This window comes from Aeromonas sp. FDAARGOS 1403 (genome assembly GCF_019047325.1).
Classification (GTDB): domain Bacteria; phylum Pseudomonadota; class Gammaproteobacteria; order Enterobacterales; family Aeromonadaceae; genus Aeromonas; species Aeromonas dhakensis.
Map to the genome: position 1 here is coordinate 1359311 of NZ_CP077249.1, position 22419 is coordinate 1381729.

Consider the following 22419-nt stretch of genomic DNA (forward strand, 5'->3'; position numbering starts at 1 on the left):
CGGTCCGGCGTGCGCGCAAGCGCCCTGGTCTAGGCCCCCTGCTGCACAGGATCATCGCCCATATCGAATGAAAACGGCCTGCATCTGCAGGCCGTTTGGCTATCCGCGGTTGACTCAGCCCGCGAGGCGGGCCAGCAGCCACTGGCGGATGTCGCCCAGCTGTGGGCGGCAGATCTCGTGGCGCATGGGGTACTCGTGCCACTCGGGGGAGAGCCCGGCCGCTTCCAGCCGGTTCTTGGCGTTCCAGCCCATGGAGAGGCTCACCACATCGTCATAGATGCCGTGCATATAGCAGATGGGCAGGTCGCGAGAGGCTTCGCTCATCTCGCCAAGCAGGGCGTCGGGCGCCGCCAGGTAGGTGGACATGCAGAGCAGGCCCGCCAGGCGCTGCGGCAGGCGCAGGGCGGTGAAGGAGGCAATCACGCCCCCTTGGGAGAAGCCGGCCAGCACGATGCATTCGGGGGCGAAGCCCTCGGCCACCAGTTGCTCGATCAGCGCGGCGATGCGGGCCGCAGACTCCCTGACGTGGGACTCCACGGCGCGATCCGCCGGATCCTCGAAGCTTCTGATGTCGTACCAGCCGCGCATCTTGTAGCCCATGTTGATGGTGATGGGCCGCTCGGGTGCATCGGGCAGCAGGTGACGCACCGGCAGGTCGGCGGGCAGGGCCAGCGCATCCACCAAGGGGGCCAGGCCGGCGCCGGAATCCCCCAGCCCGTGCAGCCAGATCACCGCATGACGGGCATCGGCAGGGTGCAGGTCGATCATGGGAACTGGACGGGCTCGCCCGCCTGGGAGCTACAGGCCTGGCTCAGCAGGGTCTTGAGCTCGTGGCCGAAGCGGTTGTCGATCCAGCTTTCCCCTTGCAGCTCGAAGTGGAAGCCGTTCTCGCGGGTGGCGACCCAGATCTGGTGCAGGGGCTCCTGCTTGTTGATGATGACCTTGGTCTTGTTCTCGAAGCTCAGGGTCAAGACCCCGCCAGCGCGTTCGCAGTCGATATCCGGATACCCCTCGTCGATGGTGTCTTCCACATACTGGAAAAAGGCGTCGGTCAGGGCGTGATACTCGTGATCCTTCATCGGTTTATCCTGTTGCTTTTAACAATGTGAGTGCGATTATAGAGGGCCAAAAATTTTTTCGCAGCGAACCATTATGATTACCCAGCTTACCAAGTGTCTGCTTGCCACTCTTCTGTCTCTTGGTTTGGCCGCGTGTGGCCTGACGGGACCGCTCTATATGCCACCCCCCGAGCAGCCCCAGACCCAGAGTACACCGCAAGCACAGACGCCTGCGACCGCCGAGGCAGCCCCAGAGGCCGCGCCGCAATAATTTAGGAAGGAACCGCCCCCTTGGATCACTTTAACTACGACGCCGACGGCCAGCTTCAGGCCGAACACACCTCGCTGCAACAACTTGCCGAGCAGTATGGCACTCCGCTGTACGTCTACTCCCGCGCCACCCTGGAACGTCACTGGCACGCCTTCGACAAGGCGGCGGGCGACATCCCCCATCTGATCTGCTACGCGGTCAAGGCCAACTCCAACCTGGCGCTGCTCAACCTGCTGGCCCGCCTGGGTTCGGGTTTTGACATCGTCTCCGGCGGCGAGCTGTCGCGGGTGCTGGCGGCGGGCGGCGATCCGGCCAAGGTGGTCTTCTCCGGCGTCGCCAAGAGCGAGGCCGAGATGCGCCTCGCGCTGGATAAAGAGATCCTCTGCTTCAACCTGGAGTCGGAAGCCGAACTGGAGCGTCTGAACCGGGTGGCGGGCAGCATGGGCAAGAAGGCCCGGGTCTCGGTGCGGGTCAACCCCGACATCGACGCCGGTACTCATCCCTATATCTCCACCGGCCTCAAGCAGAACAAGTTCGGCATTCCCATCGAGCTGGCACCCGCCATCTACCGCAAGGCGGCGGCCATGGCCAACATCGAGATCGTCGGGGTGGATTGCCATATCGGCTCGCAACTCACTGAATTGAATCCCTTCATGGAGGCGGCCGACAAGCTGCTGCGGCTGATCGACGGCCTGGCGGCGGAAGGCATCCACATCCACCACCTGGACGTGGGCGGGGGCCTGGGGGTCAACTATGGCGCCGAACAGCCACCCCATCCCAGCGAATATGCCGAGGCGCTCAAGCAGAAGCTGGCGGGCCGGGATCTGACCCTGCTGTTCGAGCCGGGCCGTGCCATCGTCGCCAATGCCGGCGTGCTGCTGACCCGGGTCGAGTACCTCAAGCCGGGCGAGAGCCGCAACTTCGCCCTGATCGATGCCGGCATGAACGATCTGCTGCGCCCCTCGCTCTACGGCGCCTGGATGAACATCATCGAGGTGGACAGCCGCGCGAGCCACGAGCAGGCGGTTTACGACGTGGTCGGCCCGGTCTGCGAGACCGGTGACTTCCTCGGCAAGGAGCGCACCCTGGCGATCGCCGAGGGCTCCTTGCTGGCGGTGCGTTCCGCCGGTGCCTACGGCTTTACCATGTCCTCCAACTACAACACCCGTCCTCGCGCCGCCGAAGTGCTGGTGGACGGAGCGCAGTCGTTCCTCATCAGAGAGCGCGAGCAGTTGGCGGATCTCTGGCGCGGTGAGCATTTGCTGCCCTGATGGTTGATGGATTTCTCTAAGCGTTCCTCCGGGTGAGAGCGTGAACAAGGGTACAGGAACGCACGATGTTGATAGATTTTTCCAAGATGCACGGCCTCGGGAACGACTTCATGGTGGTGGATGGCGTCACCCAGAAGGTGTTTTTCAGCAATGACGTCATCAAGAAGCTGGCGGATCGCCACTTCGGCATCGGCTTCGACCAGCTGCTGCTGGTGGAGCCGCCCTATGATCCCGAGCTCGACTTTCACTACCGCATCTTCAATGCCGATGGCAGCGAGGTGGAGCAGTGCGGCAACGGTGCTCGCTGTTTCGCCCGCTTCGTCCGCCTCAAGGGGCTGATCAACCGGGATCGCATCGCGGTGAGCACGGCGCGTGGCCGCATCGTGCTGCAGCTGGAGGGGGAGAACCAGGTCACGGTCAACATGGGGGTGCCCCAGTTCGAGCCGGGCAAGATCCCGTTTCGGGCCCAGAAGGCGGAAAAAACCTACCTGCTGCGGGCCCAGGAGCATACTGTGATGTGTGGGGCCGTCTCCATGGGCAATCCCCACTGCGTCATCGAGGTGCCCTCGGTGGCCGATGCGCCGGTGGAGACCCTGGGTCCCATCATGGAGCGTCATGAACGCTTTCCCGAGCGGGTCAACGTCGGCTTCATGGAGACGGTCAACGCCAGCGAGATCAAGCTGCGGGTGTTCGAGCGCGGGGTGGGCGAGACGCTCGCCTGCGGCACCGGCGCCTGCGCCGCCGTGGTGATCGGCATCAGCCAGGGCAAGCTCAAGGAGCGGGTCACCGTCACCCTGCCGGGGGGCAAGTTGACCATCGCCTGGAAGGGGCCGGGTCAGCCGGTCTACATGACAGGGCCGGCCGAGCACGTGTTTGACGGCCAGATAGAGTTATAGGCACGGGCGGGGAGCCCCCGCACTGCCAAGCACTAATGTCGGGGCCCTTGGCCCCTTTTTCGGATGGACCAACCAAGTTATGAGCGAACTCAAACGGCAGGAACCACTGGTGGATGAAGCCACAGTGCTGGAGTACCTGGCCCGTTATCCCGAGTTTTTCCAGCGCCACGCGGCCATGCTGGACCGGATCCGTATTCCCCATGAGCAAAAGGGCACCGTCTCGCTGGTGGAGCGCCAGCTTGACCGCCAGCGCGAACGCATCGAGCAGCTGGAGCAGGAGATCACCGAGCTGATGGGGATCGCCAGCGAGAACGAGCGGATCTTCCGGGTCTATGCCGATCTCTACGGCGAGCTGTACGGCTGTCGGAGCCTGTTCGAGGTGAGCGCGGTGATGGGCAAGGCGTTCGTGCAGCGGCTGCGACTGACCGGCCTGCGGCTCTGGCTCAGCCCGAAAAAATTCCAGTTGAGCGGCCCCGAGCAGAAGTTCATGGCGGAGGGCAAACAGCTCGAGCAACTGCTGGGTCAGCGCCTGCCCGGGCAGGATTATTACTTCGGCCGGCTCAACCAGAGCGAGAAGCAGGCGCTGTTCGGTCACGACGTGCTGGTCAACTCGGTGGCCCTGATGCGGCTCGGCGATCTCGGCGTGCTGGCCTTCGCCAGCTCGGACCCGAGCCACTTCACTCCCCACAACGACACCCTGCTGCTGGGTCAGCTCGGCCGCCTGCTGCAGCTGCGCCTGCCCGAGCTGGCCCGTGGCTAAGGCGCCGGCCAGCCCCTCCACCAAGGCGGCGCCTGCCGCCGAGCTCCTGCCGGCCGCGCTGGCGGGGGAGCTTGCGGCCTTCATCGAATACCTGCGGGTCGAGCGCCAGCTCAGCCCCCACACCCGCAGCAACTACCAGGCCCATCTGGAAGCCATGACCGCCGAGCTGGTGAAGCTCGGGGTCGATGACTGGGCCCGACTCGAGGCGAGCCAGGTGCGCAGCCTGGTGACCCGGATGCACAAGGCCGGGCTCGCGCCCCGCTCGCTCGCCACCAAGGTTTCCGCCCTGCGCAGCTTCTGTGACTGGCAGGTGCGCCAGGGGCGGCTGGTCGCCAATCCGGCCCGCGGCATCGTCACCCCCAAGCAGGGGCGGCCGCTGCCAAAGAACCTGGACGTGGACGAGATGTACCAGCTGCTCAACATCACCGACGAGCAGGATCCGCTGGCGGTACGGGATCGCGCCATCATGGAGCTGATGTACTCCTCCGGCCTGCGCCTCGCCGAGCTGGTGGGGCTCAATCTGGCGGACGTGAAGCTCGACGAGCGCCAGCTCAGGGTGACCGGCAAGGGCTCGCGGGAGCGGGTGCTGCCGGTGGGGCGGATGGCGGTGGAGTGGCTGCAAAAATGGCTCAAGCTGCGCCCGCTGCTGGCCGGCGACGAGCAGGAGGCTCTGTTCGTCTCCAAACGCCGGCAGCGCCTGTCGGCCCGCTCGGTGCAGGAGCGGCTCGACGGCTGGGGCAACAAGCAGGCGCTCAACGCCCACGTCCATCCCCACAAGCTGCGCCACAGCTTCGCCACCCACATGCTGGAGTCCTCCGGCGATCTGCGGGCGGTGCAGGAGCTGCTGGGGCACGCCGATCTCTCTACCACCCAGATCTACACCCACCTCGACTTCCAGCACCTGGCCAAGGTGTATGACAGCGCCCATCCAAGGGCGAAGCGGGATCCCGCTACCCCGGACGACGAATGACGGGGGCCGGGTAGCCGGCCCCGACAAGAGGAGAGACCATGCAGTTCTATCGCCGCTGGCAGCCGGTGGCCGCCATCTCGTTTGACCTCGACGACACCCTCTATGACAACGGCCCGGCCATCGAGCGAGCCGAGCAGTGGATGCTGGCCCACCTGCGCAGCGAATACCTGGCCACCGCCATGCTGGACAAGCCGCGCTGGCTGGAGCTCAAGCGCAACCTGCTGCTGGAACAACCGGCGCTGCGCGACGACGTCAGCCTGGCGCGCCGGCACGGCATCCAGGCCGCGCTGATGGCCGGAGGCATGGCCGAGACCCGGGCCGCGCAGGAGGCGGAGTCGGTGTTCGCCGCGTTTCTGGCCGAGCGCTCGAAGATCGAGGTAAGTGACGAGACCCATGCCCTGCTGGCCCGGCTGGCGGCACGCTACCCGCTGGCGGTGATCACCAACGGCAACCTGGATCTGGCCCAGGCTGGCCTCGCGGATTACTTCACCCTGGTCTGCAAGGCTGGTCTTGGCAGCAGAATGAAGCCGGCACCGGACATGTTCGTGCAGGTGCAAAAGGCCCTGGGGCTCGCCCCCGACCGCATTTTGCACGTGGGGGACCACCCGCAGACCGACGTGCTGGGAGCCCGGCTGCACGGCTTCAAGGCCGCCTGGCTCAACGAGCATCAGCAACCCGGAGAGCGGCTGCAACTGCTGCCGGACGTGGAGCTGGCCGCGCTGGGCGAGCTGGCCGACCTGCTGCTCTAGTCAGACCTCAACAGGCGCCATTTCGCAGCCGACATGCATCCATGTCGGCCGCTCATTCACCGCAGGCTGCCGCCGTCACAAGGGTCATGCCGAAGCCGTCACTCGCTGCGGCAAATCAGACCGCGGAGATCGTAAGGGGAGGGCTGGTTGACCCGACAGTAGCCTAGCCCGGCGGGCAGCGCCTGTTGCAGGGTGATGGCGGTCTCCCGGTAGTGGCAGACCAGATAGAAGAGGCGCGGATTGTGGCGATCCAGGCTCCAGTAGTGGATGGCGTGGCTGTCGCCGTTGTCCGGCTTGAGCTGGGCGCGCTCGTCGGGGTCGCCGTCGAACAGGGCCAGGTTCTCCAGCCGGTGGCGAAGAGGCTGGTGCTGCTCCCCCAGCTCGTTGCGGGTGACGGCCTGCCACTCCTGGGTCGTGTCCAGCGGTTGTTGGCGGGTCTCGATGGTGGCGGGGCAGTCAAATTGCAGGGTGGCGCTCAGGGCCAGCGCGGTCAGCAGCATGAAACACGTCTCGAATGGAAAGTATGGGCTCCCATGCTACGTCATCGCCCGCCAAACAGCGCCATCAGTTTGTCCAGCAGATCCCGTGGCGGGGCTATCTGCTTCATGGCCTCCGCCTCCCGTGCCAGCAGCTCCTGCTGCTCCTGCTGACGGGCACTCAACACCTTGTAGAGCGGCTCGAGCAGGGAGCCACGCTGGGTCACCAGCTCCTGGAACATGGCCTGATTGATGCGATAGGTTTCGACGGTCCCCTGGGCCCGCACCGTGAACGGACTGGGCTCGCCGGTGAGCAGGCTCAACTCGCCGAAAAAGTCGCCGGCATTGAGGGTGCCGAGCGGCAGCTCGCGGCCTTCCACCTCCACCAGCATCTGGGCATCCCCCTTCACCAGCACGAACAGCCAGCCGGAGATCTCCCCCTGGCTCAGCATCCGATCGCCGTTGACGAAGGGGGCGAATTTGACCTGATCCGCCAACCTCAGCAGCTCCTCCTCCTGCAGCATGGCGAACAGCGGCAAGCGGCGCAGGGTGTCGGTCCGCTCGGCGGTATGGCGCTTGTGGCGCTGATCCTTGTGATCCTGATCCGAGGTCATGAAGACGTTGAAGATGGGCGGGGTGAGGCGCCGGTCGTTGCGGCGCAGGGCGGCATCGATCAGGGTGCGCACCGCAGAGTCGGTGGGATCGTCCACCGCCAGATCGGTGAGCCAGTAGCGCACCGCGTAGCGGGCGATGCCGTTCTCCACGTTCATCAGCAGGCAGTCCGGCTGCGGGCTGGCGGAGACGTTGCGGATGCGGGTCTCCCGCAGTGAGTGTTCCACCAGGGCGATGATCTGGGTGGGCAGGGTGTCCAGGGTGATGTCGAACCAGACCCAGCGGCGCCACTGCAGGGGGGCGTCGCGGCGCCGCCCGAGCACGGTGAAGCGCTGCTTGAGCAGGTGGCTGTTGGGGATCACCACAGTCTCCCAGTTGCGGGTCTCTATGGTGGTGGCGCGCCAGTTGATCTCCACCACCCGGCCCTGGGTGGTCTCTACTTGCAGCCAGTCGCCGATGGCGATGGAGTTGTCGAGCTGGATCGAGACCCCGGCCAGCAGGTTGCCCAGGGTGTCCTGCATGGAGAAGGCGATGACGGCGGTGATGACGGCGGAGGTGGTGACGATCTCGCCGAGGGCCATGCCGGAGGCGTAGAGGCGGAACAGGCACCAGCCGATGTAGCCGACCGTGATGACGATGTCGGCGATGATGCGCGGGATGCGGATCTGGCACAGGGGCAGCAGAAACTGGAACAGCAGGATCCCCCAGATCTTCACCAGCACCAGCCCGGCCAGCAGGCTGGAGATCTCCACCAGCCAGTGGCGGGGCAGGGGCAGGCGAAACCAGCCGCCTTCTAGCTGGATCAGCAGGATCACCACCAGGCTTATCATCACGAAGCCGAGCTCGCTCACCAGCTCACGGCGGCGACCGGGGCTGCGCAGGAAATGGGTGAAGAGCAGGAACAGGGTCAGCAGGGTCCAGAACGGGTGGTCGCCAATCCACAGCAGGGTAGGTAGCGCAACGAGGTTATCGCCAAACATAGCAGCCCCTTATCATTGGTTATTTCCAGCATAGTTGGTTTCAATCCGCTAAATGGATGCGGGGTCGAGGCAATTTCTTTATGCTGGGCACCTGTCTGACAAGGGAGTGGAGCGCGTGCGCAAGTGGAGCAAGGTGGCCTGGATTGCCGGGGCCTGGCTGCTGGTGGGTTGTGATCAGCTGGCCGACAAGTATCGGGTCGAGTTTCGTGATGGATCCTGGCGCGAGATCGCCATCACCCCCTTTTCAGACGAGGCGCGCTGGCGCGAGGGGTGCGCCACCGGCGAAGTGCTGAGCGACATGACGCTGCCGCTCAAGCGCGGCAAGACGGTCAACGGCCGCGAGCAGCTGCTGATCGGCGGCGAGCTGTTCGAGCTGGACGACAACGCCCTCTACCGCAGCAACGGCATGGTGTTCGGCCACACGCCGGATCACATCCAGCGCGGGCTCAAGGGGATGGAGGTGTGCCGTACCCTGCGCCCGTCTCGCGGTGCGCTGCCCAAGCTCAAGGCGCGCGGGTTCGGCGACTAGCCGGCGGCGTCAGAGGCCGCTCAGACGGGCCCGGCAGGCGTCGCCAAAGGCCTCGAAAATCTTGATGGAGTGAGGGTTCTGGCTCGCCTTCCACTCCGGATGCCACTGCACCGCCAGCAGGAAGGGGGAGAGGGCGGGGGCGTGGATCGCCTCGATCAGCCCGTCTTCGGCATGGGCCAGCGGCACCAGTCCCTTGGCCAGGGTCTTGATCCCCTGCCCGTGCAGCGAGTTGACCGGGATCGACGGCTGTCCCATCAGCTCCGCCAGCCAGCTGTCCGGCACCAGTGCCACCTGATGGCTCTCACCATACTGGTCGTCCACCGGATCGTCCGCATCCTCCCGATGATCGTCATAACCCGGTTCGCTGTAGACCTTCTGGTAGATGTCTCCCCCCAGCGCCACGTTGATCTCCTGCATGCCGCGGCAGATGCCGAGGATCGGCAGGCCGCGGTCGAGGGCGGCGCGAACCAGCGCCATGTCGAACAGATCCCTGTCTCTGTCTTGCTGCTTCTCCGGGGTGAGGTTCTCCTGGCCGTAGAGGGTTGGATCTATGTTGGATCCGGCGCCGCTCAGATAGACCCCATCCGCCAGATCCAGATATTGCGCCAGATCCTCGGTGCCGCAGCAGGTGGGCACCAGCAGGGGGACGCAGCCGCTGATCTCCACCAGCGGCTGAATGTATTTGTGGGTCATCACCTGATAGGCGTGACCATTGCGGGGCTGAGCGCCCATGGTCATCAGTACGACGGGTTTACGCGGGGTGTGGGTGCTGCGAGTCATGATTCACCTTGGCTGTCCTTAGCGGTCCTGCGCCTTGGGCAGACCCTTGCCGGCGCAAGGGCATGCCTCAAGGCATGGTCGTGGGATCGGGGTCGTGCCGCAGTACCAGAATCGTCGGTCAGCCTGGGCAACGACAGCCTGGATCCTGATCCCAGTCTGCCAAGGCCGTTCAATATGTCAAACGAAATGATGCCAAAATGTTAAATATATTCTGCGCTCGGCTGGCTTGAGTCCCATTAAAAGGGGGCTGTAGCGAAGGGGAAGTAAGGGGAGGGTATTGTCGTGGTGGATATATTAAACATGTGGCCTCGTAGCCAGACAGACCCAGACAGCAAAAGGGGCCCGCAGGCCCCTTGTCGACTCAGGCGTTCAGGATGAAATGCTCGATCACCTGGGCGACCCCGTCTTCATCGTTGCGCCCCGTGGTGTGCTGGGCCAGCGCCTTGATGTCGTCGGTGGCGTTACCCATGGCCACCCCCAGCCCAGCGTACTCGATCATGTGGTGATCGTTGCCTGCATCCCCCACCGCGATGACCTGGGAGGCATCCAGCCCCAGGTGCTCGGCCAGAGCGGCAACGCCGGTCCCCTTGTTGCTCCGCTTGTTCATGAACTCGAGGAAGTAGGGGGCGCTGCGCACCACGGTATAGCGCTGGTAGAGCTCGGCCGGCAGCTTGGCGATGGCGGGGGAGAGCAGCGGCTCGGGATCGATCATCATCACCTTGAGGATCTGCTCGTCGGCGGGCAGGGTGGCGAAGTCCAGCAGCTTGATGGGCATGTCGATGAGGCGGGATTCGTGCTCGGTGTAGGGGCTGACCCTGGGGCTGATGAGCCCCTGGCTGACCGAGAAGCCGTGCACGTTGACGCCCAGCTCGTCGGCCAGGGCGGCGATGGCGCTGGCGTCGCTGCCGGTGAGCAGCTGGCTGCGGATGATGCGCTGATCGGCCACCTGCTGCACCAGGGCGCCGTTGTAGCAGATGACGTAATCATCCTGGCCGGTGAGGCCGAGCTCGGCCAGATAGCGGCTCATCCCCTCCAGCGGGCGGCCGGAGGCCAGCACGACCGTGACTCCCCGGGCGCGGGCGGCGGCGATGGCCGCATGGGTGCGGGGGGAAATCTGGCCCTGGGAGTTCAACAGGGTGCCATCCATATCCAATGCGATCAGCTTGTACATCTCTCACTATCCTGCAGTCTGGCTGGCCCGCACTATGGGGCCAATGGGAGAGGGAGTGTAGCGAAATTCACCGTCCGGATCACGGCCGGAGGTGTGCGACGGGGGCGGCGGCACTCACTTGTGGGGTTCGTAAGGGGTCAGCTGCAGCTGATCCTCGCGGATGGCGAAGTGGATGGGGCCGTGCTCTATGTCGACCCGGTAGTGGTGGTGGGCCATCTCCACCTCGACCCCGGGGAAGGCGTGCTGGGTGGCGATGATGTCCATCTCCGCCATCAGTTTCTGCAGCTCCTCTTGGGCCGCCTCCAGCTGCTCGTCGAGCTGCTTGCTCTCCTCGAGGCGCTGGACCCGGATCAGTTTGATCTTCTGCAGGGTCTGGGGATTGCGCTTGTCGCTCGGCAGCTGCAAGAGCTTGAGCAGCAGATCCTGCAGCTTGTCCAGCTGTTCCCGGCACTCCTGCTTGCGCTGGCGCAGCGCCTGCTCCTGCTCCTTGTGGGTGAAGTAGCCACCGAGGATCTGCAACCGGGTCTGGTTGTGGGCCGAGGCCCCCAGGATCGGCGCCATGATGAGGCGGTTGGCAATGCTGATGCCCCCCAGCAGGTGGCCCTTGCGCATGGCGCTGTCGCCCACCTTGAGGTCCTGGCCGCTGCGGCTGTAGCTGTGGCTGAGCTGGGTCAGGATGTGGATGTCGCCGCCGGCCTCCAGCTTGGCGTACTGGGCATAGCTGGCGTGGATCTCCCCCTGGGCGTTGAGGTGGCAGAGGTACTCGTTGCTCTGCTCCAGCTTGCGGCCGATGACGCCGTTGCGCACCGTGATGGTGCCGCCCGATTCGATGTAGCCCCCCTCCACGAAGCCGCCGATCACCACGTCGCCGCTGGTCTTGACCTTCATGCCGGGGGTAACGTCCCCCGCCACGATCAGCGCCCCCTCGAAGATGATGTGGCCGTGGCGGATATCCACCTGCTTGACGCTCAGCACGTCGTCCACCTTCATGCCGCTCTTCTCCTGGCGGGGCAGGCCCGGGCGGCTGGCCAGCAGCAGATTGGGGTCATCCGGCGAGATGAAGGTGCCTTCGCCGGCCACCATGGGGCTCTCCTTGCCATGCTTGGCGGGCAGCTCCTGGCCGGTGACGGTGAAGCCTGGCACGCCGGTGGTGGCCGGGTGGCGGCGCATCAGCTGGGCGCCGGCCTTGACGGTGAGCATGGTGCCGAGGTCGCGCATGTCGACCCGGCCGTGATCCAGCTCCTGGGGCTTGAGAATACGCTCGGCCGGGGTCTCCACCAGCCGCTCGAAGCGGGTGTCCTGACCGTTGACGGCGGCCTTGCCCTGCGCCACCGGCAACCTGAGCAGGGTGCCTGGCGTCGCCTCCTTGGCCGCCAGCACGGCGGCGGCGATGAGCTGGGGCTGCACCCCCTGCTTGATCTCGCTGGCCTGGATCGCCTGCTCCAGCTGTTCGCTGGTGAGGTATTTGCCGCCCCAGTCGGCGGTGATCTGGGCGGTGGCGCTCATCCGATCCTTCTCCACCAGCAGCAGGACGTTGGCATCGTGGCGCTGGGCGATGGGCACCGGGTTGCCGGGCAGGGGGGCGGCAGGATCATTGAACAGGGTGTTGAGCAGGCTGATGGCCTGCTTGATCCCCTCCGCCAGCGGCTGATAGCGGCGGCAGTTGGAGGCCAGCAGCAGGGCCTGGATATCGTTTTCCGAGATGGGTTTGGTCAGTCCCGGCGCAATGCGCAGGCAGGCGTATTCCATATCGGCTGACAACAGTAACCACTCTGTGCTTAACACCGGATCCCTTCCCTCGCTGGCATCCCTGTCGGGACGGCTGCCTGTTTCCAGTTAATCGGCATCTTGTTAAAAATGCTAATCATCAACATAGTGCTGGTCTGCAGTATCCAGACATTTCTCCTTTTTGGTCAATGAGCTAAGCACAAATGGGTGAACTGGAGCGAGGAAATGAAAAGTAACAGCGAGTATGCTGACGGCACCGGGAGTCCGTCTGCAGGCCACCACTGGCCGTCGCCCACCGCGAAAGGAGTGTCAACCTTGCGTCATTGTCTGCTGCCCCTGGCCCTGACGGGCCTGCTCAGTGCCTGCCAGCCGCAGGCCCCCGCCACCGCCCTCGGCACCCTGGAGCGGGATCGGGTGCTGCTCACCGCCACCGCCGGCGAGATCATCCGCGCCCTGCCGGTGGCAGAGGGCAGCCAGGTGCAGGAGGGCACCCTGCTGGCCCGCCTCGATGACAGGCGCCAGCAGGCGGTGCTGGCCCAGGCGCGGGCGCGGGAGGCCCAGGCACGGGCCGCCCTCGCCCGGTTGACCAATGGCGAGCGGCCGGAAGACATCGCCGCCGCCCGGGCCAGCCTCGACAAGGCGCAGGCCGCCGTCAGGGAGAGCGAGCGCAACTTCGAGCGCGTTGACCGGCTGGTGCGCCAGAAGCTGGTGAGCCCGGCGGATCTCGACAAGGCCCGTGCCCAGCGCGACAGCGCCCTGGCCGAGCAGGATGGCGCACACCAGCAGCTCGACAAGCTGACGCGGGGCGTGCGACGCGAAGATATCGACGAGGCGCAGGCCGCCCTGCAGGCCGCCGGTGCCGAAGTGGCGCTGGCCGAGCGGGAACTGGCGGATCTCTCCATCGTCGCCACCCGCAGCGGCCGGCTCGACAGCCTGCCCTATCACCTCGGCGAGCGGGTGGCGGTCGGTGCCGTGCTGGCCGCGATCCAGGCGGACCAGGCCCCCTATGCCAGGGTCTATGTGCCCGAGCCCTCCCTGGCCGGCTATGGCGTCGGCCAGCCGGTGCGGGTGCAGGTGGACGGGGTGGCCGAGCCCTTCACCGGCCGGCTGCGCTGGATCTCGAAAGAGCCAGCCTTTACCCCCTATTACGCCCTCAACGAACGGGATCGGGCCCGGCTGGTCTACCTGGCAGAGATCGATCTGCCGGCGACGGCGCAGGATCTGCCGAGCGGTCTGCCGCTGCAGGCCGAGCCTGCCGGTGCAGGGGCCGGCCATGAGTGAGCTGGCGATCCGGGCGCTGGGGGTGAGCCGCCGCTTCGGTAATTTTCTGGCGGTGGACGGGCTGGATCTCTGTGTGCCCAAGGGGCAGATCCACGGCTTTCTCGGCCCCAACGGCTGTGGCAAGTCCACCACCCTGCGCATGCTGACCGGCCTGCTCACCCCTTCGGCGGGGGAGGTGGAGGTGCTGGGGCTGAGCATCCCCCGCGAAGCTGAGACTCTGCGCCGGCGGATCGGCTACATGACCCAGAAGTTTTCCCTCTATGACGAACTGACCGCCTGGGAGAACCTGGAGTTCATGGGGCGGATCCACGGCATGGGGGGCGCCGGGCTGGCCGCCCGTCTGCACGAGCTGCTCGCCACCTATGAGCTGGCGCCGCTGGCACGGCAGCGGGCCGGTGCCATGAGCGGCGGCCAGAAGCAGCGGTTGGCGCTGGCGGCGGCGGTGATCCACCAGCCGGCGCTGCTGCTGCTCGATGAGCCCACCTCGGCGGTGGATCCGCAGAACCGGCGCGATTTCTGGGAGAAGCTGTTCGACCTGAGCGAAGGGGGTACCACCATTCTGGTCACCACCCACTATATGGACGAGGCGGAACGCTGCCACCAGCTGGCCATCATGGAGGCGGGCCGGGTGCGGGCCCAGGGGGCGCCACAGGCGCTGATGGATGCCATGAGCACCCGGGTGGTGGAGGTGCAGGCTGCCGATCTGCGGCTGCTCAAGCAGCAACTGGTGCAGCTGGCGCCGGTGCGCTCCGCCGCCCAGCTCGGCCAGCGCCTGCGGGTGCTGGTGGACAAGGAGCTGGCGGAGCCGGTGGCCTGGTTGCAGCAGGCCTGTCCGGCGCTGGCTGGCGCCACCTTGGCGCTGGTCAGGCCGAGCCTCGAGGATGTGTTCGTCAGCTGCACCGGTCAGGAGCCGAGGGCATGAACGGCTGGCAAGGGCTCTGGGCCATGACCCGGCAAGTACTTCGCCAGCTTGCAGGAGCGAATCGATGAACAGTCTGCGACGGCTCTGGGCCATTACCCAGAAAGAACTGCGCCAGCTGGCCAGAGACAGACTGACCTTTGGCATGGTGGTGATGATCCCGTTGATCCAGCTGCTGCTGTTCGGCTACGCCATCAACACCGACGTGCGCCAGATCCCGGTGGGACTGGTAGACATGAGCCAGAGTGTGCCGGGCCGGCTGCTGGTGGAGGCGGTGAAGGCGAGCCAGGTGGTGCACATCAAGCAGCAATATGTCGGGGTGCAGCAGGCCGAGGCGGCGTTGACCCGGGGCGAGGTGCGCGCCGTGCTGGTGCTGCCCGCCGATCTGAGTCGTCGGCTCAGCGCAGGCGAGACGGCGGGCCAGTGGCTGGTGGATGGCTCGGATACCATGATCGCCGGCGCCCTGCTCGGCCTTCGCAACATGCCGCTCTCCGATCTGAAACCCGACCTCAAGCCGGTACCGCCCACCTTCGAGACCGTGCTCTACTTCAACCCGGCGCGCCGCTCGGCGGTCAACATAGTGCCCGGCCTGCTCGGGGTGATCCTCACCATGACCATGATCATGTTCACCTCGGCGGCCATAGTGCGGGAGCGGGAGCGCGGCAATCTGGAGCTGCTCATCACCACCCCGGTCAGCTCGATGGAGCTGATGCTGGGCAAGATCCTGCCCTATATCGGAGTGGGGCTGATCCAGGTGGCCATCATCCTTGGCCTCGGCCACTTCATCTTCGCGGTGCCCATCAACGGCGCCCTGAGCCAGGTGCTGCTGGCGACCCTGCTGTTCATCGCCGCCAGCCTGACCCTGGGGCTGCTCATCTCCACCCTGGCGCAGACCCAGTTGCAGGCGATGCAGATGACGGTGTTCATCCTGCTGCCCTCAATCCTGCTGTCGGGCTTCATGTTCCCCTACGAGGGGATGCCGCTGCCGGCCCAGTGGATTGCCGAGGTGCTGCCGGCCACCCACTTCATGCGGCTGATCCGGGGCATAGTGCTGCGCGGTGGCGAGCTTTCCGAGCTGCTGCCGGACGTGCTCTGGCTGGCGGGGTTCACCCTGCTGGTGCTGACCCTGGCCGCCCATCGCTTCAAGAAGAGTCTGGATTGATGCCCCGCGAGGAGTGAGAGCCTGGCTGCCGGCTGCCGGCTGCCGGCTGCTGGCTGTTAACGGCTGGCGGTGCGGGTCAGGGTGCGGTAGTCGCCGAGCACCGGCAGCCCCAGCAGGTGGCGGCGCAGCATGTCGAGGGCGGCGAAGGCGAGGATCCGGCGGCCGCTGTCGGGATCCGGGTGGCTGACCTTGAGGGTCTGGCCGTGCAGTTGCCCGTCGGCGCAGAGCAGCAGCGGCACGCCGTCCGGGCCTGCCCGGCCCAGGGTCAGGCTCAAAGGGGCCGCAGGCGCCGCCAGTTGCATCAGGTCACTGCTCAGGGTGTGGCTGAAGCCGGCCGCCAGGGCCGGGTGCTCGTGACACATGGCCAGCAGGGCGCCCCGGCTCTCCCCCTCCAGCAGCGTCAGCGGTCTCTCTCCCAACAGATCCAGGATCTGCCGCGCCGGCTCCTCGTCTCCCCGTCCCACCAGCCAGGGCTCGATGGCCGTTAGCAGCCGCACCTCGGCGGCGTCCATGTCCGCCGTGCTGGCGTCGTGGCCGATGAGCTTGAGCTCGATGAGCGGCATGGAGGAGCGGTAGCCCAGCTCGATGCCGGTGGGCCAGGGGGCCGCATCCAGCATGTCGCTGAGGGCCGACTCCGAGACGCCAAACGTGTAGAAGCGGCGCAGCTCGGTGTCACTCTCTGCGCCGGCCAGCGCCTTGAGGCGCGGCAAGATCTGTTCGCGCACCATCTGCTTGAACTCGAACGGCACGCCCGGGGTGAAGAAGAGCCGGCTTGGGCCCGCCTGCACCAGGAAGCCACAGGCGGTACCCACCGGGTTGTCGAGGATCTCGCACCCCTGCGGCAGCCAGGCCTGCTTGGCGTTGCTGGCGGGCATGGGCCGGCCGCGGCTGGCGTAGCGCGCTTCGATAGTGGCGAGCCAGTCAGGGAACAGGGTGAGCGGCTGGTCAAAGGCCTCGGCGGCGGCCTGGGCGGTGAGATCGTCGGCGGTGGGGCCGAGCCCGCCGCACACCAGCACCACCTCGGCGCGGCTCGCGCTTTCCAAGAGTGCGGTTTTCAGATCGGCGAGGTTGTCCCCGACCGTGACGCGGCGGCGCACCTGCCAGCCCTGCTCCAGCAGGAGGGCGCTGAGCCAGGCGGCGTTGGTGTCCACCACCAGGCCCGTCACTATTTCGTCGCCGGTGCTGATGATTTCGATGCGCATGAAGGGCTCCTCGGGGCTGGCGGTGGGGCTGGGGCGGCCACCTGGGTGGCCGGGTCAATCAGGGCTTGTTGTGTTCGAAGTAGTAGCTGATACGGGTGCGCGGATTGAGGTACTCAAACACCGCTGGCGGCAGTCGCTTGGGGTGGATCACCTTGGCGATGGAGAGCTCGGCCTGCTGCAGGTCGATGATGGCCGCCTCCTGGCGCGGAATGCGCGGATCGTACACCAGCACCGAGGGGTAGAGCAGGCGGGAGGTGTTGACCGACATCACCAGCCCCACCTGCCCGTTGGAGAGCTGCACCACGCTGCCCGGCGGGTAGATCCCCATCAGCCGGATCAGCATGCCGAGGTAGTCCGGGTTGAACTGAGCCTTGCGCTGCTTGTAGAGGCCGCTCAGGGCGGAGTAGGGCACCTTGGCCTGCATGTGGCAGAGGTTATCGTACTCGTTGATCAGCGACACAATCTGGGTTAGCGGGTCGAGCTGCCCCTTCTTGAGCCCCTCCGGCCCGCTGCCGTCCAGGTATTCGTGGTGGTGCAGCACTATCCCCTTCGCCTCGGCCGGGAAGTCCTTGGCCAGGTTGAGCAGATCCAGCCCGTAGCGCGGGTGCTGGGCCATCAGGTTCCGTTCCGGCTTGGTGAGAGGCTCGGTCTTGCGCAGGATCTGGCTCGGGATCTTCAGCTTGCCGATGTCGTGGAACAGGGCCCCCATGCCGACCCGGCGGATCTCGTCGGCCGACATGTTGCACTCCTTGGCCAGCAGCATGCTGAGCACGCTGACGTTGAGGGAGTGGAAGTAGAGGTTGTTGCCATCCTCGCTGTCGGACACCAGGTGCAGCACCATCTCGTCCACCGACAGCAGCTGCTCGGTCATGGCGTTGATCAGCTCCTGCGCCTCGCCGATGGCGTTGAGGGGGCGGGACTGGATCTTGCCCATCACGTTGCGCACCTGGGCCAGCGACTGCTGGAACTGCTTCTCGCACTGCTGCAGGTCGCGGCGATACTGCTGCAACTGCTCGATGCGGCGCTCCTTCTCCTGCTGCATCTCGGCCTGACGCTGGGCCGTGTCTGGCGCCTCCTGCGGCTGGGCCTGAACCTGGTTCAGCGGCTTGGGCGGGGCGTCGCTCTTGTCCGGGATGATGGTCACGAGCTTGAGACCGAGCCGGCGAATGAGCTCGATCTCCTCTTCGTTCTTGAGTTTGAAGCTGGAAAACAGGAAGGGGTGTTCGCGCCAGCCAAGTGGCAGAGAGACGTAATTGCCGACTTGCAGCCGGTCTACTGAAATCTTGATACCTGTCATTGTCTTGGATGCGAGAGACACATTGAGCCGTATGCTAGTCAAAGGTGGGGGTGAATACAAAAGGTATCTGATGACAGGGTAGTCGCTTTATTATAGGCTTCTGGATGTCCAGACATATTTACCGATGCAGTACAGGGAGTAAGCATGCCGATCAAGATCCCGGATCAGTTACCCGCCGCCGAAGTGCTGGGGCAGGAGAACATCTTCGTGATGACGGAGTCCCGGGCCGTCACCCAGAACATCCGCCCGCTGCGGGTGCTCATCCTCAACCTGATGCCCAAGAAGATAGAGACCGAGATCCAGCTGATGCGGATGCTCTCCAACTCGCCGTTGCAGGTGGACGTGGATCTGCTGCGCATCGACGATAGGGAGTCGAAGAACACCCCCCAGGCACACCTGGAAAACTTCTATCACGACTTCGAACAGGTGCGGGGCAACAACTACGACGGCATGATCATCACGGGGGCGCCGCTCGGGCTGGTGGAGTTCGAGGAGGTGGTCTATTGGCCGCGTGTCGTCGAGATCATCGAGTGGTCCCATCAGCACGTCACCTCCACCCTGTTCCTCTGCTGGGCGGTGCAGGCGGCGCTGAAGGCTCTGTACGGCATGGAGAAGCAGACCCACGGCGAGAAGCTCTCCGGGGTCTATCGTCACCACCGGCTCGATGAACACGAGCCGCTGCTGCGCGGTTTCGATGACGAGTTTGTGGCGCCTCACTCCCGTTATGCGGCGTTTGACGGAGATCTTATCCGTGCCAACACAGATCTGCAGATTTTTGCCGAATCGGCAGAGGCGGGGGTCTATCTGGCGGCTACCAAGGATTGTCGCCAGGTGTTTGTCACCGGCCATCCCGAATACGACGCCCTGACCCTGGATGGCGAATACCAGCGGGATCTGGCCGCCGGGCTTGCGCCCGTCATTCCGGTGAATTACTACCCGAACAACGACCCGAGCCAGACCCCGCGCGCCAGCTGGCGCAGCCACGGCCACCTGCTGTTTGCCAACTGGCTCAACTACTACGTCTACCAGCTCACCAGCTATCGGGTGGAGGATATCGGCAAGGTCTTCACCTACGACCAGGGTGGCAAGTAATCAGGCGTACTGATCCAGCCGCTCGGCCAGCTGGTCGAGCCATTGGCGGTGGCAGGCCAGGCTGAACGCCTTGGGTCTGTGAGCCTTGATGGCGGCCATCGCCTCCTGTCGGGGCTGGCCCAGGCTCATCAGCAGGGCGGCGGCCACCAGCCCGGTGCGACCGCTGCCGCCCTTGCAGTGGATGGCCAGGTGCTGCCCCTCGCGCAGCAGGGCCAGCAGCTGTGGCAGCGTCTGTTGCCAGGCAAGCTCGAAGGTGGCGTCGGGGGCCTGGTCATCCTCGATGGGCAGGTGAAACCAGCGCAATCCCTCGCGCTCGACCGTTTCGCCAAGGTGGGCCAGCTCGAGGCGGGCCAGTTCGGCGTCAGTCATCAGCGTGATGACTGCGCGGGCGCCGGCCAGCCTGAGCTGATCGAAGGTCAGCGGCAACGCGACCTGCTGGGTGCCGGGGCAGGGGGTCAGCAGCAGCTGGCCGTCGAGGCGAGGCACCTCCTGGCTCCAGAAGGGGTGGGAGGGGTGCATAAAGCTCCTTATGAAGCCAGTGACGGCGGGCGTGAGCCGGTTTTTGAGTGCGCCAAAGCATAGGGGGCGCGGCCCCGATGTCAATCTGCGTTGTGTTCAGCCCGGTTTACGGGCAGAGTCTAAAAAATTGAGCGGTTCAAGGAGTAAAGATGAGAAACCTGGATCAACTGGATTTGGATATCCTGGCCCATCTGTTTCGCGATGCGGGCATGACCAACAAGGATCTGGCCGCGCTGGTCGGGGTGGCACCGTCCACCTGTCTGGAGCGGGTGCGCAAGCTGCAGCAGGATGGGGTGCTCAAGGGCGCCCACTGCGAGGTGGATTACCAGGCCCTCGGCGGTCACATCCAGGCCATGGTGTCGCTGCAGCTGGCCCGCCACAGTCGCCAGATCATCGATGCGTTTCGCGATGCCATCCTGGCGCTGCCCGAGGTGATCAGCCTGTTCCACATGGGGGGCAAGGATGATTTCCTGGTGCATCTGTGCGTCTCTGACACCGAACACCTGCGCAACTTCGTGTTCGATCACTTCACCTCCCGCGAGGAGGTAGTGCACCTCGAGACCTCGCTGGTGTTCGAGCACAAGTTCAGCCGTTCGCTGCCCTGCTTCCTCAACACCTGATGCCCCGCCTGCCTCCTACAAAAAACCCGCCAATCGGCGGGTTTTGTTTTATGGCGCTCAGTTCAGCACGGTGCGGGTGTCCGGCGCCGTCCGGTAGAGCCCCTGTTGATAGGCGAGGCTGCCCCAGAGCGCGAGGCCGAGGGCCGCGTCCTTCATGGTGGCCGGCTGCGGCGCCGGGGTGAGCGTCTCTGTCGCATCCTCATAGATGAAGCCTTCTGGCGCCCGCTCCGGCTGCAGGATCACCACGTCCTTGCCGCGCATCAGGGCGAAGTTCTTGTCGTACTGCATGATGGCGCGGCCCGGCCAGTCGGCAGGCATGCGGGTCAGATCCTTGCCGAGCATGGGATAGTCGGCGCTGATCCCCATCAGGGAGAGCAGGGTCGGCGCCATGTCGATCTGGCTGACGATGCGGGGATCCTGTCTCGGCGCTATGCCGTCACCCACGATGACGCCCGGAATGTGGAAGCGGGGGATGGGCACCAGGCTGGCGCCGCTGACCCGGCTGTCGTGATCGGCGATGACCAGGAACAGAGTGTCCTGCCAGTAGTCCGACCGCTTTGCCTTCTTGAAGAACTCGCCGATGGCGTAGTCCGCATACTTGGCTGCGTTGTTGCGGGTCTGCTTGGGCTGCTCATAGAGGGCGATGCGATCGTCGGGAAACTCGAACGGATCGTGGTTGCTCGAGCTGAACACCAGGCTGAAGAAGGGTTTTCCCTGTTTGTGCAGGGCCTGGAAGGTCTGGTCTGCCTTGGCCATCAGATCTTCGTCAGAGGCGCCCCAGGAGCCCTCGAACACCGGGTTCTTGAAGTCCTTCTGCTCGACTATGGTGGTGAAGCCGTTGCCGAGGAAGAAGCTGCGCATGTTGTCGAAGTGGCTCTCGCCGCCGTAGATGAAGCTGGTGTCGTAGCCCCGCTGTTTGAGCAGATCGGCGATGGTGAAGAAGTTGGTCTGGCTCTTGCCAAGCTTGACCACGGCCTGGGCCGGGGTCGGCGTGAAGCCGGTCAGCACCGCCTCGATGCCGCGCACCGAACGGGTGCCGGTGGCGTAGAGTTGCTCGAACGCCCAACCCTGTTTCGACAAGGCATCGATGTTGGGAGTGAGCGGCAGGCCGCCGAGGGAGCCGACGAACTGGGCCCCCAGGCTCTCCTGCAGCAGGATCACCAGGTTCTTCGGCTTGCCGCCGTAGCTGGCCTCGTTGAAGGTCTGGCTGGGCAGGGTGTCGGAGCTGAACTCATGGGATTCGCGGCCGCTCTCCTGGCGTACCAGGTCCAGGATGCGCTGGCGCGGCAACTCGCCGTAGAACTGGCCGGCATCCTCCTCGGCCCGCATCTGCTTGATGGCGAAGAAGAGGGAGTAGGAGGAGTTGACGGTGAGCGCATTGACCAGGGGATCGCTGGCAAATGCCACCATGGCCGGGTTGAGGGCGCGGTGGCCCAGGCTGGAGCGGGCACCGAGAAAACCTATGGCCAGGATCAGCAGGGCAAACGCCGGACGCAGATACCAGCGCGGAAAGCTGATGCCGCGCAGCAGGCGGCCGCTCAGCCACCAGCCGCCCGCCAGCACGGCGCAGCTGAACACCAGTGCCAGCAGCAGCTCGTCCTTGCGGCCGGCCCACAGCATGGCGAACACCTCTTTGGGATAGATGAGGTACTCCACGTAGAGGCGGTTGGGCCGCACCCCGTACTCGGTTACGAAGGAGGGGGTGGAGATCTCCAGGAAGAGCAGCAGCCAGAGCCCCAGGGTCAGCCAGACCCGGATGAACTGCAGCCAGGCACGGCCCACGGCATGGGGGCCAGCCAGCAGCAGGGTGAACACGGCGGGTACGCCCCACAGCCAGCAGAGGGTGGCGAAGTCGACCCGCACGCCCTGCAGCAGCATCTCCTGCCAGCCGGCGACGGCGTCGACCCGCTCCAGTTGCCAGAGGCCGAGGGCGAGCCGGCTGATGGAGAGAGAGACGAGCGCGATCAATGAAAAAACGGCGATGGGCCAAAACGGTCCCAGCCATCGTCTGATAGTGGTCATTGTTGTTCCTACAAGCCTGTTTGCACCCGTCCACGGGCGCATTGTTTTTATATT

23 protein-coding genes are annotated in these 22419 nt (G+C 65.3%); 12 read left to right on the forward strand and 11 right to left on the reverse strand.

The window, feature by feature from the left end:
• Positions 1–114: 114 nt before the first annotated feature.
• Complete coding sequence (locus I6L33_RS06555) at positions 115–768, reverse strand: alpha/beta hydrolase (RefSeq protein ID WP_216973749.1); 654 nt, start codon at positions 766–768, stop codon at positions 115–117.
• A complete protein-coding gene (gene cyaY / locus I6L33_RS06560; protein ID WP_005308252.1) occupies positions 765–1079 on the reverse strand; it encodes an iron donor protein CyaY in 315 nt (104 codons plus the stop codon). The genes I6L33_RS06555 and cyaY overlap by 4 nt, the downstream gene beginning before the upstream one ends.
• A 73-nt stretch (positions 1080–1152) precedes the next feature.
• On the opposite strand from cyaY, the gene I6L33_RS06565 reads away from it, so the two are divergent.
• The 6 genes from I6L33_RS06565 to I6L33_RS06590 all read left to right on the forward strand — a co-directional run bounded on the left by I6L33_RS06565 (position 1153) and on the right by I6L33_RS06590 (position 5975).
• A complete protein-coding gene (locus tag I6L33_RS06565; protein ID WP_017408874.1) occupies positions 1153–1329 on the forward strand; it encodes a lipoprotein in 177 nt (58 codons plus the stop codon).
• 20 nt (positions 1330–1349) lie between these two features.
• Positions 1350–2600: a diaminopimelate decarboxylase gene (gene lysA / locus I6L33_RS06570; protein ID WP_005308254.1), complete on the forward strand. Its 1251-nt coding sequence runs from the start codon at positions 1350–1352 to the stop codon at positions 2598–2600.
• A gap of 65 nt (positions 2601–2665) precedes the next feature.
• The gene (gene dapF / locus I6L33_RS06575; RefSeq protein ID WP_005308255.1) at positions 2666–3496 is read left to right on the forward strand and encodes a diaminopimelate epimerase; all 831 of its coding nucleotides are present in this window, start codon (positions 2666–2668) and stop codon (positions 3494–3496) included.
• 79 nt (positions 3497–3575) lie between these two features.
• A complete protein-coding gene (locus I6L33_RS06580; RefSeq protein WP_162518960.1) occupies positions 3576–4256 on the forward strand; it encodes a DUF484 family protein in 681 nt (226 codons plus the stop codon).
• Positions 4249–5226 carry a tyrosine recombinase XerC gene (xerC, locus tag I6L33_RS06585; protein ID WP_042051541.1) on the forward strand — a complete coding sequence of 326 codons (978 nt, stop codon included), beginning with the start codon at positions 4249–4251 and terminating at the stop codon, positions 5224–5226. Before I6L33_RS06580 ends, xerC begins: the two co-directional genes overlap by 8 nt.
• 38 nt (positions 5227–5264) lie before the next feature.
• The gene (locus I6L33_RS06590; protein ID WP_216973750.1) at positions 5265–5975 is read left to right on the forward strand and encodes an HAD-IA family hydrolase; all 711 of its coding nucleotides are present in this window, start codon (positions 5265–5267) and stop codon (positions 5973–5975) included.
• Between the two features lie 98 nt (positions 5976–6073).
• Here the strand turns inward: I6L33_RS06590 and I6L33_RS06595 are convergent, their stop codons facing one another.
• Complete coding sequence (locus I6L33_RS06595; protein WP_216973751.1) at positions 6074–6475, reverse strand: STY0301 family protein; 402 nt, start codon at positions 6473–6475, stop codon at positions 6074–6076.
• Positions 6476–6516: 41 nt separating this feature from the next.
• The gene (locus I6L33_RS06600; protein WP_216973752.1) at positions 6517–8043 is read right to left on the reverse strand and encodes a mechanosensitive ion channel family protein; all 1527 of its coding nucleotides are present in this window, start codon (positions 8041–8043) and stop codon (positions 6517–6519) included.
• A 115-nt stretch (positions 8044–8158) separates the two neighbouring features.
• Here I6L33_RS06600 and I6L33_RS06605 point away from each other — a divergent pair, with 115 nt between their 5' ends.
• Positions 8159–8572, forward strand: a complete 414-nt coding sequence (locus I6L33_RS06605) for a hypothetical protein (RefSeq protein ID WP_005308268.1) — start codon at positions 8159–8161, stop codon at positions 8570–8572.
• 9 nt (positions 8573–8581) lie between these two features.
• On the opposite strand, the gene I6L33_RS06610 is transcribed toward I6L33_RS06605, so the two are convergent.
• From I6L33_RS06610 to I6L33_RS06620, 3 genes are all read right to left on the reverse strand, one after another.
• A complete protein-coding gene (locus tag I6L33_RS06610; protein WP_216973753.1) occupies positions 8582–9352 on the reverse strand; it encodes a gamma-glutamyl-gamma-aminobutyrate hydrolase family protein in 771 nt (256 codons plus the stop codon).
• A gap of 361 nt (positions 9353–9713) precedes the next feature.
• The gene (yidA, locus tag I6L33_RS06615) at positions 9714–10523 is read right to left on the reverse strand and encodes a sugar-phosphatase (protein ID WP_005308272.1); all 810 of its coding nucleotides are present in this window, start codon (positions 10521–10523) and stop codon (positions 9714–9716) included.
• 114 nt (positions 10524–10637) lie between these two features.
• Positions 10638–12308: a FapA family protein gene (locus tag I6L33_RS06620; RefSeq protein WP_341536440.1), complete on the reverse strand. Its 1671-nt coding sequence runs from the start codon at positions 12306–12308 to the stop codon at positions 10638–10640.
• 249 nt (positions 12309–12557) lie between these two features.
• On the opposite strand from I6L33_RS06620, the gene I6L33_RS06625 reads away from it, so the two are divergent.
• The 3 genes from I6L33_RS06625 to I6L33_RS06635 all read left to right on the forward strand — a co-directional run bounded on the left by I6L33_RS06625 (position 12558) and on the right by I6L33_RS06635 (position 15613).
• A complete protein-coding gene (locus I6L33_RS06625; RefSeq protein WP_126881006.1) occupies positions 12558–13532 on the forward strand; it encodes an HlyD family secretion protein in 975 nt (324 codons plus the stop codon).
• Positions 13525–14454, forward strand: a complete 930-nt coding sequence (locus I6L33_RS06630; RefSeq protein WP_017787399.1) for an ABC transporter ATP-binding protein — start codon at positions 13525–13527, stop codon at positions 14452–14454. The genes I6L33_RS06625 and I6L33_RS06630 overlap by 8 nt, the downstream gene beginning before the upstream one ends.
• A gap of 64 nt (positions 14455–14518) precedes the next feature.
• A complete protein-coding gene (locus I6L33_RS06635) occupies positions 14519–15613 on the forward strand; it encodes an ABC transporter permease (RefSeq protein WP_099360393.1) in 1095 nt (364 codons plus the stop codon).
• A gap of 56 nt (positions 15614–15669) precedes the next feature.
• On the opposite strand, the gene I6L33_RS06640 is transcribed toward I6L33_RS06635, so the two are convergent.
• Together I6L33_RS06640 and I6L33_RS06645 are read right to left on the reverse strand one after the other, a co-directional pair.
• A complete protein-coding gene (locus I6L33_RS06640) occupies positions 15670–16815 on the reverse strand; it encodes a CinA family nicotinamide mononucleotide deamidase-related protein (protein ID WP_216973754.1) in 1146 nt (381 codons plus the stop codon).
• Positions 16816–16873: 58 nt separating this feature from the next.
• On the reverse strand, positions 16874–18112 hold the full coding sequence (locus I6L33_RS06645; RefSeq protein WP_005308285.1) for an HD-GYP domain-containing protein: 1239 nt from the start codon (positions 18110–18112) through the stop codon (positions 16874–16876).
• Positions 18113–18256: 144 nt separating this feature from the next.
• Between I6L33_RS06645 and metA the strand changes: the two genes are divergently transcribed.
• Complete coding sequence (metA, locus tag I6L33_RS06650) at positions 18257–19204, forward strand: homoserine O-succinyltransferase (RefSeq protein ID WP_216973755.1); 948 nt, start codon at positions 18257–18259, stop codon at positions 19202–19204.
• Here the strand turns inward: metA and I6L33_RS06655 are convergent, their stop codons facing one another.
• Complete coding sequence (locus I6L33_RS06655) at positions 19205–19723, reverse strand: cyclin-dependent kinase inhibitor 3 family protein (protein ID WP_206866309.1); 519 nt, start codon at positions 19721–19723, stop codon at positions 19205–19207.
• A gap of 149 nt (positions 19724–19872) precedes the next feature.
• Between I6L33_RS06655 and I6L33_RS06660 the strand changes: the two genes are divergently transcribed.
• Entirely contained in the window at positions 19873–20343 is a 471-nt protein-coding gene (locus I6L33_RS06660) for an Lrp/AsnC family transcriptional regulator (RefSeq protein WP_005308292.1), read from the forward strand.
• A 57-nt stretch (positions 20344–20400) separates the two neighbouring features.
• Here the strand turns inward: I6L33_RS06660 and I6L33_RS06665 are convergent, their stop codons facing one another.
• Positions 20401–22365: an LTA synthase family protein gene (locus I6L33_RS06665; protein WP_216973756.1), complete on the reverse strand. Its 1965-nt coding sequence runs from the start codon at positions 22363–22365 to the stop codon at positions 20401–20403.
• Between the last annotated feature and the right edge of the window lie 54 nt (positions 22366–22419).